The sequence below is a fragment of the Methylibium sp. Root1272 genome (assembly GCF_001425905.1).
Taxonomy (GTDB): Bacteria; Pseudomonadota; Gammaproteobacteria; order Burkholderiales; family Burkholderiaceae_C; genus Methylibium.
Genome location: NZ_LMDY01000005.1, coordinates 48890 through 61894, shown reverse-complemented (window position 1 = coordinate 61894; position 13005 = coordinate 48890). Strand labels below are relative to the sequence as shown.

Annotated in this window: 13 protein-coding genes; 8 read left to right on the top strand and 5 right to left on the bottom strand. The window is 71.4% G+C overall.

Features of this window, described 5'->3' with window-relative positions; all coding sequences use genetic code 11:
* From ASC67_RS05465 to ASC67_RS05450, 4 genes are all read left to right on the top strand, one after another.
* Positions 1-256, top strand: a 256-nt coding sequence (locus tag ASC67_RS05465; protein WP_162245605.1) for an alpha-hydroxy-acid oxidizing protein, incomplete at its 5' end; no start/stop codon positions are given.
* 121 nt (positions 257-377) lie between these two features.
* Entirely contained in the window at positions 378-1523 is a 1146-nt protein-coding gene (locus tag ASC67_RS05460) for a porin (protein WP_082535844.1), read from the top strand.
* Positions 1524-1690: 167 nt separating this feature from the next.
* Positions 1691-3133, top strand: a complete 1443-nt coding sequence (locus tag ASC67_RS05455; RefSeq protein ID WP_156466670.1) for a HAMP domain-containing sensor histidine kinase — start codon at positions 1691-1693, stop codon at positions 3131-3133.
* A complete protein-coding gene (locus ASC67_RS05450; RefSeq protein WP_056316179.1) occupies positions 3130-3762 on the top strand; it encodes a response regulator transcription factor in 633 nt (210 codons plus the stop codon). The genes ASC67_RS05455 and ASC67_RS05450 overlap by 4 nt, the downstream gene beginning before the upstream one ends.
* 24 nt (positions 3763-3786) lie before the next feature.
* Here the strand turns inward: ASC67_RS05450 and ASC67_RS05445 are convergent, their stop codons facing one another.
* Complete coding sequence (locus ASC67_RS05445) at positions 3787-4182, bottom strand: hypothetical protein (protein WP_056316175.1); 396 nt, start codon at positions 4180-4182, stop codon at positions 3787-3789.
* A gap of 241 nt (positions 4183-4423) precedes the next feature.
* On the opposite strand from ASC67_RS05445, the gene ASC67_RS05440 reads away from it, so the two are divergent.
* Positions 4424-5170, top strand: a complete 747-nt coding sequence (locus ASC67_RS05440) for an SGNH/GDSL hydrolase family protein (RefSeq protein WP_056316170.1) — start codon at positions 4424-4426, stop codon at positions 5168-5170.
* Here the strand turns inward: ASC67_RS05440 and opgC are convergent.
* The 3 genes from opgC to ASC67_RS05425 form a co-directional block, all read right to left on the bottom strand.
* Complete coding sequence (gene opgC / locus ASC67_RS05435; protein WP_056316167.1) at positions 5130-6317, bottom strand: OpgC domain-containing protein; 1188 nt, start codon at positions 6315-6317, stop codon at positions 5130-5132. The genes ASC67_RS05440 and opgC overlap by 41 nt on opposite strands.
* A 134-nt stretch (positions 6318-6451) precedes the next feature.
* Positions 6452-8149, bottom strand: a complete 1698-nt coding sequence (locus ASC67_RS05430; RefSeq protein ID WP_056316164.1) for a long-chain-fatty-acid--CoA ligase — start codon at positions 8147-8149, stop codon at positions 6452-6454.
* Positions 8150-8201: 52 nt separating this feature from the next.
* A complete protein-coding gene (locus ASC67_RS05425; protein WP_056316161.1) occupies positions 8202-8930 on the bottom strand; it encodes an FFLEELY motif protein in 729 nt (242 codons plus the stop codon).
* Positions 8931-9064: 134 nt separating this feature from the next.
* Here ASC67_RS05425 and ASC67_RS05420 point away from each other — a divergent pair, with 134 nt between their 5' ends.
* Genes ASC67_RS05420 through ASC67_RS05410 form a run of 3 tightly spaced genes read left to right on the top strand, consistent with a single transcriptional unit; the run spans position 9065 to position 12163 of the window.
* Complete coding sequence (locus tag ASC67_RS05420; RefSeq protein ID WP_156466669.1) at positions 9065-9583, top strand: hypothetical protein; 519 nt, start codon at positions 9065-9067, stop codon at positions 9581-9583.
* A 5-nt stretch (positions 9584-9588) separates the two neighbouring features.
* Positions 9589-11208 (top strand): GMC family oxidoreductase, encoded by a 1620-nt coding sequence (locus ASC67_RS05415; RefSeq protein WP_056316156.1) that lies wholly within the window; start codon positions 9589-9591, stop codon positions 11206-11208.
* A 13-nt stretch (positions 11209-11221) separates the two neighbouring features.
* Entirely contained in the window at positions 11222-12163 is a 942-nt protein-coding gene (locus ASC67_RS05410) for an alpha/beta fold hydrolase (protein WP_056316153.1), read from the top strand.
* Here the strand turns inward: ASC67_RS05410 and ASC67_RS05405 are convergent.
* Positions 12070-12945 carry a hypothetical protein gene (locus ASC67_RS05405; RefSeq protein ID WP_156466668.1) on the bottom strand — a complete coding sequence of 292 codons (876 nt, stop codon included), beginning with the start codon at positions 12943-12945 and terminating at the stop codon, positions 12070-12072. The genes ASC67_RS05410 and ASC67_RS05405 overlap by 94 nt on opposite strands.
* Positions 12946-13005: the final 60 nt, after the last annotated feature.

The window sequence follows — 13005 nt, the reverse complement described above, 5'->3', positions numbered from 1 at the left end:
GGACGGGGGGATCCGCTCGGGGCAGGACGTGCTGAAGGCGGTCGCCCTGGGGGCGCGCGGCACGATGATCGGGCGGGCCTTCCTGTACGGGCTGGGCGCGATGGGCCAGGCCGGTGTCACCCGCGCCCTGGAGCTCATCCGCAACGAGCTCGACATCACCATGGCCTTCACCGGCCATACCGATATCACGAGGGTCGGGCGCGAGATCCTGCTGCGCGCGCCGCTGCCGCACCCCGGCACGGAACGAGGGAGGTGAGCCAGCCCTCGATCCCCACGCACGCACACCCCACCGACGAAAGACACAACGGCCGCCCGGTCCACGACGGGCCCACGCGGCCGCGCATCGAATACCAACAAGCCCAGAGGAGACACCCACCATGTTCACCAAGCACACCCGACTTTCCGCTCCCGCCCTGCCCTTGCGCACGACGGTCATCGCGCTGGCCCTCGGCCTGGGCGCCGGCCTCTCCGCCGCCGCCGACGAGCCGTCGGTGCAGATCTACGGCATCGTCGACATCGGCGTGCTGACGCAGTCGAAGTCCGGCACCTCGGGCCGCCTGACGCAGGTGGCCACCAGCGGCTACCGCCAGAGCGTGTGGGGCTTTCGCGGCAAGGAAGACCTGGGCAACGGCCTGAAGGTCTTCTTCAACCTCGAGACGCACTTCGACGTCGACACCGGCGAGTTCCACGGCACCGGCGACGCGGCCGGCTCCGGCCCCATCCTGTTCCGCCGCCAGGCCAACCTCGGGCTGTCGGGCGACTGGGGCCAGGTGGCGTTCGGACGCCAGTACGGCCCGGCGCTGCTGGCCCACCTGGCGACCGAGCCGCGCGCGTTCAAGGAGCAGTTCTCGAACATCTACCTGTTCGCCTACAACCAGTACGCGGCCACCCTCGGCCCGGCGCCGGCCGGCATCAACGCGAACAACGACGTCGGCATCTTCCTGAAGAACGCGATCCAGTACCGCAACGCCTTCGGCCCGGTGCAGGTGGGCCTGGCCTATGCGCTGGGCGAGGCCGCGGGCAGCCTCAAGAAGAACAGCGTCCTCGCTGCCGGCGTGACCTACACCGGCCCGGTGGTGCTGTCGTTCTCGTACCAGAACATGAAGGACGGGACGACCGGCGAGCCGGTGGTCAAGCACATCGGCTTCGGCGGCGCGGTGCCGGTCGGCGACTTCACGCTGAAGGCCAACTACCTGAACGTGAAGAACGCCGACCCGAGCGGCGCCGAGGTGTCCGACGTCGACGGCCTGAGCTTCGGCGTCGACTACGACTGGAGCCCGAAGAACAAGCTGACGGTGGCGTACTACGACAACGAGGACAAGCGCAACCGCAGCGACGCGGCACGCAGCCTGGTCATCAGCAACGACTACTCGCTGTCCAAGCGCACGCTGCTCTACGTGCAGGGCGCCTACGTCGACGCGAAGGCCGGCGCGACCATCAAGACCACCATCGTCGCCGCGGGCGTGCCGGCGCAGGACGCCAGGACGACGCTGCTGAACGTGGGCATCAACCACAACTTCTGACCCGATCCGTTTTGTTAGAGAGCTGAGCCGACGGCTTTTGGGGTGCCCGGGGGGCACCCCTTTTTTGTGGCGCGGCCGACGGCTCGCGGGCAAACTGCCTGCCGCGACGGCACCGTCCCGGGCAGGCCGCCTGCTTGGTGCAAGATGCGCGGCACGTCCTGCCGCCCATGCCGCCGCCCCACTCCGTCATTCCCGCGCCGCCGCTCGCCCCACCGGGCACCGGATCCGCTGCCGCCGCGCGGCCGGTGCTGCACCTGCGCCGCGCGCTGATCTGGCGCATCGTGCTGATCGCCGTGGCCGTGCTGTTGTCGCTGGCCGCGTGGGAGGTGCGCGTGCTGCGCCAGGCCGCGACGGCCGAGCTGCCGGCCACCGCGTCGCTGGTGGCGCAGTTGCTGAACGACGACCTGGCGCGACGCACCTCGTCGTTCGATCGCATCGACATCGAAGTGCCGCTGACGCCGCTGGACCGGCTGGGGCGGCGCATCTCGTTCTGCGTCGAGGTCCAGCACCTGATGCGCGAACGGCTGCTGGCGCAGTCCTGCCTGTCCGAGGAGCCGGTGTCGGAGGCCGGGCGCCTGCTGGCGCCGTGGCTGCGCACCGGCGCGATCGGGACCGCCCAGGCCACGCGCCTGCTGCAGCTGCAGGCCGGTATCCGCGCCGGGACCATCGTCGTCACGCCGAACTGGGACAGCCTGGGCCAGATGCTGTGGGAGCGCTGGCTGGTGCTGGGCGGCTTCGCGCTCGGCTTCGTGGGGGTGGTGGTGGCGGTGGCCCTGCTGGTGGACCGCTCGCTGCGCCCGGCCAACGAGGTGCTGGCGGCGCTGGCCCGGCTGGAAGGCGGTGACCTGAGCGTGCGGCTGCCGCCGTTCGCGCTGAGCGAGCTGCGCAGCATCGCGGGCAGCTTCAACCGGCTGGCCGCGCGCTGGGCCGCGACCACGGCGCGCCAGCGCCTGCTGACCGAACGACTGCTGCAGGTGCGCGAGGAAGAGCGGCGGCGCCTCGCGCGCGAACTGCACGACGAGATGGGCCAGAGCCTCGCGGCGCTGTGGGCCGAGGCCGAGGTGGTGTCGACGCTGGCCGGCCAGTCGCTGCCGCAGCTGCAGCCGAGCGCCGACGCGATGTCACGCACCACCGAGCACCTGCTCGAAGGCCTGCAGCGCGTGCTGTCGGACCTGCGGCCACCCGCGCTCGACCGCTTCGGGCTCGCACAGGCGCTGCAGGCGCTGGTGGCCCAGCCGCGGCGCCGGGCCGCACAGGGCGACCTGCATGCCACGCTGGAGATCGACGGCGACACCGAGCGCATCCCGGACTCGATGCGGGTGCACGTCTACCGCATCGTGCAGGAGGGGCTGACGAACGCGGTGCGCCACGGCGACGCCGCGCAGGCACGAGTGCGGCTCGCCTGCACCGAGCAGCAGGTGAGCATCGAGGTGACCGACAACGGCAGCCACGTCGGCGTGGCGGTGCCGGTGCCGGGCCACGGCCTGCTGGGCATGAGCGAGCGGGTCTCGGCGCTGGGCGGCACGCTGGACGTGGCGCCCTGCCAGCCGGGCGGCATGCGGCTGGCGGTGACGCTGCCCTTGCCCCCGCTGGAAGAGGCCGCGCGATGACGATCCGCGTGATGCTGGTCGACGACCACGCGATCGTGCGCGAGGGCTACAAGCGCCTGCTGGAGCTGCAGAGCGACATCGTCGTGGTGGCCGAGGCGGGCGACGGCGGCGAGGCGCTGAACCAGTGGCGCGCGCTGCGGCCGGCGGTGGTGGTGATCGACCTGGGCCTGCCGGGCATGGGCGGGCTGGAGCTGATCGCCCGCCTGCGCCAGCGCGACGAAGCCTGCCGCATGCTCGCCTTCAGCATGCACCGCGACGCGGTGTGGGTGGCGCAGGCGCTGCGGGCCGGCGCACTGGGCTACGTGACCAAGAGCAGCGCGCCGTCGCAGCTGGTGGGCGCGGTGCGCGAGGTGAACCAGGGCCGCCGCGTGCTGAGCCCGGACGTCTCGGGCGAGGTGGCCAGCGCGCTGCTCGATCCGCAGGACAGCGCGGCCCACGGCCTGTCGCCGCGCGAGTTCGAGGTGATGCGGCTGCTGGTGGGCGGGCGCACGCCGCAGGAGATCGCGCAGTCGCTGAGCCTGAGCGTGAAGACGGTGCACAACGTGCACTACCAGATCAAGTCCAAGCTCGGCACCGCCAGCGACTTCGAGCTCGCGCGCATGGCCTGGCAGCGCGGCTGGATCGCCTGAGCGCCGAGGCGGCCCCGCGCGCGCTCAGCCTGCGACCGGGAAGAACGCCAGCGTCACGAGCAGCAGGGCGCCGTACATGCCGATCTCGGCGGTCTCGGTCCAGGGCTGGATGCGCTGCAGCGCGCCGACGATGTGGACCACCAGCATCAGCGCGAACACCGCGCTCAGGAACTCGAAGGTCGGCTGCAGCGCCACGCCGGTCAGCGCGGCCCGCAGCATCATCGCCTCGAGGATCAGGATGAAGCAGCCGAGGCAGCGACCGAAGTAGACCGCCAGGTCGGTGTGCTCGGGCAGGCGCCAGCGCATCAGCCGCGCCCAGGCCAGCGGCGCGAAGGTGATGGGCAGCGCGAACACCAGCGTGGTCACGATGCACAGCCACAGCAGGTAGGTGGGGGCGTGCGCGCTCCAGGTTCCGATCATGTCTCGTCCTCTTCCTCTTCGATTTCGTGGTCTCGATGCAGCCGCGAGTGTGCAGAGCACGGCGCGATCCGCCGAGGGCAAGTTGCCCGCGCTACGTTCTGTCGCGAGTCTTGCGGGGTCTTGCATCGTTGCGGCGCAGAATGGGCCGCGACACGGAACCGACGCGCCGGGACGGAACCTCACCGGGTCGTTCACGGGTTCGCGACGCCGCGCTCGCCGCGGCAGGCAAGGAGTGAAGAGGATGAAGCGATCGACACGCTGGTTGCTGGCGCTGTGCGGCCTCGGCCTCGGGGCGCTGGGGGTGCACGCGCAGACGACGCGGCCTGCGGTGCAGGCGCGCTCGAACGGCGGCGCCGGCACCGCGTCCGCCGCGCCTCACGCCGACGCGCGCTGGCAGGAAAGCCTGGAAGCCTTCGCGCTGGCCGACCAGGCGCAGGCGCCGCAGCCCGGCGGGGTGCTGTTCGTCGGCAGCTCGTCGATCCGGCTGTGGTCGGGGCTGGAGGCGCAGTTCGCCGGCGAGAGCATCGTCAAGCGCGGCTTCGGCGGCTCGCGCATGTTCGACTGCGCGGAGTACCTGGAGCGGCTGGTGCTGCCCTACAAGCCGCGGCTGGTGATCGTCTACGCCGGCGACAACGACCTCGCCGAGGGCCGCACGCCGCAGCAGGTGCTGGCGAGCTTCAGCGCCTTCGTCGAGGGCGTGCGCCGAGCGCTGCCCGACACCCGCATCGCCTACCTGTCGATCAAGCCCAGCCCCTTGCGCAGCGCGCTGATGCCGCAGGTGGTCGAGACCAATGCGCTGGTGGCCGACTACAGCCGCCACACGCCCAACCTCGACTACATCGACATCTACTCGAAGATGCTCGACGAGCAGGGGCGCCCGCGCGCGGAACTGTTCCAGCCCGACGCGCTGCACCTGAACGCGCAGGGCTACGCGCTGTGGCGCACCGTCATCGCCGACCACCTGCGCGTGCCCGAGCCACCGCGCTGAGCGTCTGGGCGGTCTGGCGCTTCAGGCGCTCGCGCATCGCGGCGGTGCGCAGGTCGAGCTGCCCGCTGATCCACGCCACCGCGTAGAGGATGCCGTAGCTGCCGGCCAGGATCAGCGTGTCCAGCCAGAGCGGGCGCTGCTGGCTGGCGTCGCCGGCCAGCGCCAGCAGCAGCAGCGCCAGCACCAGGTGAGCGCAGAACACCGGCAGCGAGGCGGCGCCCAGGGTCTCGAGCACGGTGAGGCGCGGCAGGCGTGCCGCGATGCGCGGGCCGAAGTGCATGGTGAGCGTCAGCAACGCGAAGAAGTTGATCAGGCGCAGCGGACCCAGGTGCCACTTGTCGAACATCAGGTTCAGCGCGTCGTGGCCCGGGAACGGCAGCTGCCCGACGGCGTGCCGCCACACCAGGCCAGTCACGCCGAGCACGACGGCCGCACGCACCAGCCACGGCGGAAAGACCACCGGCGCCGGCTCGCGCGTCGCGGCACGCACCGAGCCCATCCACAGCCCCATCACCCACAGGAACTGCCAGCCGAAGATCTCGAAGGCGCCGGTCTGCGGAAACGGCACCGGCAGGCCGGTGAGCGCCACCACGCCGTCGTAGACCGCCCGACCCAGGTCGAACTGCGCCAGCAGCCACAGCAGCACGCTGAGCGCCAGGATGCCCAGCCAGCCGTGCTGCAGGCCGTGCAGCAGCAGCACCGGGCTCACCAGCATGAACACGATGTAGAGCGGCAGGATGTCCAGCAGCGGCGGGCTGTAGACCAGCAGCAGGCCGCTGAAGAAGGCCGTCAGCGGCTGCTCGATGTAGAACGAGATCATGTTGGTGATGGCGTCCTGCCGGGTCGCCACGCCGATCAGCGCGATGACGGTGAACAGGAACAGCAGCAGCGCGGCCTGGCAGCCGTAGATCTTCAGCGCGCGCTTCAGGAAGGCCTCGCGCATCACCGCCTCACCGTCGCGCCGCTCGCGGGCGGTGTAGACCATGCCGGCCATGAAGGCCGACAGCAGCACGAAGCCCTCGGCCGCCGACACGTAGCCGAACGGCTGGCCCAGCGGGTCCGAATAGCGGGTGGGCAGGTGCGTGACGGTCATCAGCACCAGCATCAAGCCGCGCAGCGCATCGATTTCCCAGAGTCGGCGGTTCATGCAGCGGGCATCGCGGGCGAGGGACGGACCAGGCCGCGTCACCGGCAGGCCGGACGACGAGGGGCGAACACGACAGACTCCGCCAACGGCCCTCGGGTTCCCGCCGTCGGTCGGCGGGGCGCGGAGCCGTGCCGTCAGGCCGGCCCGCGCAACTCGCGTCGCAGGATCTTGCCGACGTTGCTCTTGGGCAGGTCGTCGCGGAACTCGATACGCCGCGGCCGCTTGTAGGCGGTGAAGTTCTGCCGACAGTGGTCGGCCAGTTGCTGCTCGGTCAGGGCCGGGTCCTTGCGCACGACGAACAAGCGGACGGCCTCGCCGGTCTTCTCGTCCGGCACGCCGACCGCGGCGCACTCGAGCACGCCGGGATGCAGGTTGACCACCTGCTCGATCTCGGTGGGGTACACGTTGAAGCCGGAGACGATGATCATGTCCTTCTTGCGGTCGACGATGCGAAGGTAGCCGCGCTCGTCCAGCACGCCGATGTCGCCCGACTTGAAGTAGCCGTCCGGCGTCATGACCTTGGCGGTCTCGTCGGGGCGGTTCCAGTAGCCGGCCATCACCTGCGGCCCGCGGATGCAGACTTCGCCGGCCTCGCCGAGCGGCAGGTCGCGGCCGTCGTCGTCGCGGATCGCGATCTCGGTCGACGGGATCGGCAGGCCGACGTTGCCGCTGAACTGCCGCAGGTCCAGCCGATTGCAGGTGACCAGCGGCGAGGTCTCCGACAGGCCGTAGCCCTCGACCATCGGGCAGCCGGTGATGCGCAGCCACTTCTCGGCGGTCGCCTGCTGGCAGGCCATGCCGCCGCCGGTGGACGCCACCAGGCCCGAGAAGTCGAGCCGCGCGAACTCGGCGTTGTTGGCCAGCGCGTTGAACAGCGTGTTGACGGCCGGGAACATGTTGACGCGGTGCTTCGTCAGTGTCTTGACCAGGCCCGGGATGTCGCGCGGGTTCGGGATCAGCAGGTTCTTCATGCCCAGGCGCGCGCCCATCACGAAGCACAGCATCAGCGCATAGATGTGATACAGCGGCAGCGCGCAGACGCAGACGATCTGCTGGGCGCCGACCTTGTCGAGCATGGGCCGGAACCAGGCCTCGGTCTGCAGCACGTTGGCGACCACGTTGCGGTGCAACAGCGTGGCCCCCTTGGACACGCCGGTCGTGCCGCCGGTGTACTGCAGGAAGGCGACGTCGTCGGGGCCGACCGGCGGGCGCACGAGCTTCTGCCGCGTGCCCTCGGCGATGGCCATGTTGAAGCGCGTGACGCTGCGCCCCTCGGTGAGCGGCAGCGTGAACGCCGGCACCATCTTCTTGACGTTGCGCACCACGAAGTTGACCAGCTGGCCCTTCCAGAGACCCAGCAGGTCGCCCATCGAGACCAGCACCACGTGCTTGACGGCGGTGCGGTCGATCACCTCCTCGAGCGTCGCGGCGAAGTTCTCGAGGACCACGATCACCTCGGCCCCGGAGTCCTTGAGCTGGAACTGCAGTTCGCGCGCGGTGTAGAGCGGGTTGACGTTGACCACGACGCCGCCGATGCGCAGCACCGCCGCGAGCGCCACCAGGTACTGCAGCAGGTTGGGCATCATCAGCGCGACGCGCGTGCCCTTCACGACGCCCTTGGCCTGCAGCCACGCACCGAGGGCATCGGCGAGTTCGTCGATCTCGCGGAACCTGAGTTCGCGCCCCATCAGCACGGCCGCGGGTCGCGCGGCATGCTGCCGGAAGGCCTGGTCGAGCAGCGCCGACAACGAGGCATCGGAACCGGCATCGACCGTGGCCGCCACCGAGGGGGGGTAGTGGGCGAGCCAGGGCTTCTTGGCCGGCATGTCCATGCGCGAGCTCCTCCGAGTGAGGCCCGATTCTTCGAGCCTCGGCGCGCTGCGGCTACGGGAGTTGCCCTGAGCCGGCGGCGGCCTGCGGTTCGGCCGTGAAGAGCTGCGCGAGCAGCGCGCGCTCGCGCGCCTCGATTCCCGCGAGGAATTCGGTCGCACCGCGCATCGTCTTGAAGGTGTCGAGACCGCGCTCGAGAAAGGCCTGCAGTTCGCTCAGGCCGGCGGCGCGCGCGGGGCCGCGCATCATGCGCAGACTCGTCGAGAGCATCGGCTTGCGCGTGTAGCGGTCGAGCGAGCGACCGACCGCGAGCATCAGGTCGATCTGCTGCTCGCGGTCGACGCGGCGGCCGGTGGCCTGCCAGGCCTGCGCGTAGCCACTTGCGTCGATGGCCGGCGACGGCAGCGCCTCGGCCATCGCGCTGTCGAGCGATTCGGACAGCGCATGCAGCTCGCCCAGCGTGGCGACGGTCTCGACGATCTCCTGCGGGAACAGCCGGACCAGCGCCGGCACGATGCGGGCGAACTGGGCGTCGCGCCGACTGAAGTCGCTGGGCCCATACAGCTCGTCGAGGAAGAAGCGCGCGGCCGCGACATAGCGCGGGCTCGCCAGCAGCTCGGCGTGGGTGTGCTCGAAGCGCGACTGCTGGTAGGCCTTGACCGCCTGCACCTTCTCACCCAGCCCGGGCACGGCCTGGCGGCGCGCTCGCTCCTGCTCGACGGCGGCGAGGCTGCGCAGGATGGCAGGGGCGTCGGCAGCGGCGGCTCGCGGGGGAGCGGTCATGCGGGTCGGGGGTTTTCCGGGATCGCGAATAGAGGCCCACCTCGACGGGCCGGCGCGCGAATGATGCAACACTCCGCGTCGATGACCGTCAGCAAGTTCCCTCGTCCTTTCGGCGCCCGGTGCGCGCCGGCGTCATGAGCGCGGGGCTGTCGCGTCGGCGCCTGCTGCAGCTCGGCGCCGGGGCCACGGCGCTGTTCGCCGTGGCCGGCAGCGCTGCATGGCTGTGGCGGCCCGGCGTGCGCGGCGGCCGGCTCACGCCGTCGGGCCGCGCGGTGTTTCGCGCCGTGGCGCGTGTCGTGCTCGAGGGCAGCCTGCCCACCGAGCCGGCGGAGCTCGACGCGGTGCTGGAACGCCACCTGCAGCGGCTCGACGAGACGATCGCCGGCTTCCCCGCCGCCACCCAGGGCGAGATCGCGCAGCTGCTCGGCGTGCTGTCGGTGTCGGCCACGCGGCAATGGTTGACCGGCCTGCGCAGCGACTGGCCCGACGCGAGCGTGAACGAGCTCGAGGCCGCGCTGCGCCGCATGCGCACCACCGACCACGAGCTGCGCCAGCAGGCCTATCACGCGTTGCGCGATCTCACCAACGCGGCCTTCTTCGCGCAGACGGAGCACTGGCCGCTGATGGGCTACCCGGGCCCGAGCACGGTCTGACCGACATGGCCACCACCGACCCCTTCAAGGATGGGCTCGCCCGCGGCTGGAAGGTTCTTGGCGGACGCCACGCTGGCGCGCGGCCGCTGCCGGCCGAGATCAGCTGCGACGTGGCGATCGTCGGCACCGGCGCTGGCGCCGGCATCACGGCCGAGCTGCTGACGCAGGCCGGCCTCGCCGTGGTGCTGATCGAGGAAGGCCCGCTGAAGACCAGCAGCGACTTCCACCAGCTCGAACGCGAGGCCTATCCGCAGCTCTACCAGGAGAGCGCCGGGCGCAAGACGGCCGACAAGGCGATCAACATCCTGCAGGGCCGTTGCGTCGGCGGATCGACCACGGTCAACTGGACCAGCTCCTTCCGCACGCCCGACGACACGCTGGCCTACTGGCAGCAGCACTTCGGCCTGAAGGACTGCACGCCCGAGGCGCTGGCGCCGTGGTTCGCGCAGGCCGAACGGCACCTCGGCATCGGTCCGTGGCTGGCGCCGCCGAACGAGAACAACGAACTGCTCAAGCGCGGCGCCGACCGGCTGGGCATCCGGGCCGCAACGATCCAGCGCAACGTGAAGGGCTGCTGGAACCTCGGCTCCTGCGGCCTCGGCTGCCCGACGAACGCCAAGCAGTCGATGCTGGTGACCACGATCCCGGCCGCGCTGGAGCGCGGCGCGCAGATGCTGGTGGAGACGCGCGCGCAGGCCTTCGAGCATGACGGATCGAAAGTACGCTGGCTCGACTGCGTGCCGGTCGCCGCCGACGGCAGCGCCGCATCGGACCGCACCGTGCGCGTGAGCGCGAAGCACTACGTGGTGGCGGGCGGCGCGATCAACTCGCCGGCGCTGCTGCAGCGATCGAAGGCGCCCGACCCGCACAACCGCCTCGGGCACCGCAGCTTCCTGCATCCGGTGGTGGTGTCGGCCGCGGTCTTCGACCAGCGCGTCGAGGGCTGGGCCGGGGCGCCGCAGACGATCTACAGCGATCATTTCCTCGGCGTCGATCCGATCGACGGCCCGATCGGCTACAAGCTCGAGGCGCCGCCGATCCACCCGACCGTGTTCGCGACGACGATGGCCGGCTTCGGACTCGAGCAGACGCGCCAGCTCAAGCAGTTCCCGCACACGCATGCGCTGCTCGCGCTGCTGCGCGACGGCTTCCACCCGCAGTCGCCCGGCGGGCGCGTGCGACTGCGCGACGACCGCACGCCGCTGCTCGACTATCCGCTGACCGAGTTCGTGATGAACGGTGCGCGCCGGGCCTTCCTGAGCATGGCCGAGCTGCAGTTCGCAGCCGGTGCGCGCGAGGTGATCCCGACCCACGAGCTGGCGCGCAGCTACCGCAGCTGGGACGAGGCGAAGCGCGAGATCGCGGCCCTGCCGATGAAGCCGCAGCTCACGCGCGTGTTCAGCGCGCACGTCATGGGCGGCTGCGGCTTCGCCGGCGAGGCGAAGCTGGGCGTGGTGCAGCCGAATGGCCAGCACTGGCAGCTCGAGAACCTGTCGGTGCACGACGGCTCGCTGTTCCCCACCAGCGTGGGCGCGAACCCGCAGCTGTCGATCTACGGCATCGTCAACCGGCTGGCCAGCGGGCTGGCGCAGCGCCTGACGGGCCGCACGGTCTCGCTGGCCTAGGACCCACCTGCCCATGCTCGCGCGCTTGCAGCGCTTCGTGATCCTGGCAGTGACGCTGGCCGCCCTGGGCTGGCTGGTGGCGTGGACGTCGGCGGGACGGCCGGTGCTGGCCGTCGCCGGCGCCCTGGTGCTCGCCTTCGGCTACGTCTTCATCCTCGCGGTCGAGTTCGTGCTGTTGGCCTGCCTGCACGGCCGCGACGAGGCGCCGCGTGCCGGCCCGCTGCAGTTGCTGCGGGCCTGGCTGGGCGAGTGCGTGGTGGCGTGGCAGGTGTTCGTGTGGCGCCAGCCCTTCCACGCCACGCGCTACCCCGACGTGCCGGGTCGGCCCGGCGTGCGCGGGGTGGTGTTCGTGCATGGCTACGTCTGCAATCGCGGCCTGTGGGGGCCGTGGCTCGCGCGCTGCACGGCCGAGCAGCGCCCGTACGTGGCCGTCGACCTGGAACCGGTGTTCAGCGACCTGGACATCTACGTGCCGCAGCTCGAGACGGCGGTGGCGAAACTCGAGCAGACGACCGGCCTGCCGCCGCTGCTGGTGTGCCACAGCATGGGCGGCCTGGTGGCGCGCGCCTGGCTCGCGGCGACACCCGGCGCGGCCGCCCGCGTGCAGCACGTGATCACGATCGGTTCGCCGCACCGCGGCACCTGGCTGGCGCGCCTGAGCCGCACGACCAACTCCCGCCACATGCGCCAGGCCAGCGAGTGGATCACCGGGCTGGCGGCACGCGAGCCGGCGCTGCACACCGGCCGCTTCACCTGCTTCTACGGCCACGCCGACAACATCGTCTTCCCGGCCTGCGCCGCCACGCTGCCGGGCGCCGACAACCGCCACCTGCCCGCGACGGCGCACGTGGCGATGGTGTTTCACCCGGAGGTGGTGAGCGAGGCGGCGCGCTGGCTTGCCGCCAGTGCCGAGGCGATCTCGTCGGGCGAAGCCGAGGGCGCATCGTCGCGCTGACGCAGCACGCGCCAGGCCAGCCAGCCGACGCAGCCCGCCAGCAGCAGGTGGTGCACGGCATGACCGCCGATCGCACCGCCGCTGGCCTGCCACACCCAGCCATCGGCGCCGTCGACGACCCTCGCCGTCGCGAACCACAGCAGCGCCACGGTCCAGTCGCGTGGGCGCAGGCCATCGCTGCGCAGCCCCCACACACCGAGCGGCGCCAGCAATACCGGCAGGAACTCGAGCCACAGCAGCCAGCGCAGATCGGGCCCGCCGAGCCAGGCCGCGCTGGCTGCGCAGGCCAAGCCACCGAGCGGCCCGCTGGCGACGGCCGCCGCCAGCAGCCCAGGGGCGACCCAGCGAGGTCCCAACCGTTCGGCCAGGTAGATCAGCGACAGCAGGGCGCAGACGCTGGCGGTGACGACCTGCGCCAGCAGCAAGCCCGACTCGTTGCGTGCCAGATGGCCGAATCCGCCGACTGCGGTGGCCAGCATGGCCGCGCCGAAGAACAGGCGCCATGCCAGGCGACGCGGGCCGCCGACGCGGCGGCGCTGCAGGCCGACCACGCCCGCCGCACTGCCCCCCAGCAAGGGCAGCAGCGACAGCACGTTCCAGCCCTGGGCCAGACCGAGGACGGCGCGCGGGTCGGCATGGCGGTCGACCGCCACCGGATAGCCGATCGGTCCCCAGGCGAGCAGGCCCATCAGGCTCGCGAACAGCATCGCCCCCAGCAAGGCCAATGCACAGCGGGTGGACAACTGGGGCGACATCGAGGGCAGCGTGGCAGTGGCGTTCACTGCCGACGAGTCTCGGCGTGCTCACCCCGTCACACATCGCTCTCGCGGGGGCCCCTGTTG

Bases quoted from the DNA above. Each gene is read 5' to 3' on its own strand.
- ASC67_RS05445 (WP_056316175.1), bottom strand. From the start codon at position 4,182: ATGATCGGAACCTGGAGCGCGCACGCCCCCACCTACCTGCTGTGGCTG.
- ASC67_RS05450 (WP_056316179.1), top strand. From the start codon at position 3,130: ATGACGATCCGCGTGATGCTGGTCGACGACCACGCGATCGTGCGCGAG.
- ASC67_RS05460 (WP_082535844.1), top strand. From the start codon at position 378: ATGTTCACCAAGCACACCCGACTTTCCGCTCCCGCCCTGCCCTTGCGC.
- ASC67_RS05430 (WP_056316164.1), bottom strand. From the start codon at position 8,149: ATGGACATGCCGGCCAAGAAGCCCTGGCTCGCCCACTACCCCCCCTCG.
- opgC (WP_056316167.1), bottom strand. From the start codon at position 6,317: ATGAACCGCCGACTCTGGGAAATCGATGCGCTGCGCGGCTTGATGCTG.
- ASC67_RS05455 (WP_156466670.1), top strand. From the start codon at position 1,691: ATGCCGCCGCCCCACTCCGTCATTCCCGCGCCGCCGCTCGCCCCACCG.
- ASC67_RS05410 (WP_056316153.1), top strand. From the start codon at position 11,222: ATGCTCGCGCGCTTGCAGCGCTTCGTGATCCTGGCAGTGACGCTGGCC.
- ASC67_RS05415 (WP_056316156.1), top strand. From the start codon at position 9,589: ATGGCCACCACCGACCCCTTCAAGGATGGGCTCGCCCGCGGCTGGAAG.
- ASC67_RS05425 (WP_056316161.1), bottom strand. From the start codon at position 8,930: ATGACCGCTCCCCCGCGAGCCGCCGCTGCCGACGCCCCTGCCATCCTG.
- ASC67_RS05440 (WP_056316170.1), top strand. From the start codon at position 4,424: ATGAAGCGATCGACACGCTGGTTGCTGGCGCTGTGCGGCCTCGGCCTC.
- ASC67_RS05420 (WP_156466669.1), top strand. From the start codon at position 9,065: ATGAGCGCGGGGCTGTCGCGTCGGCGCCTGCTGCAGCTCGGCGCCGGG.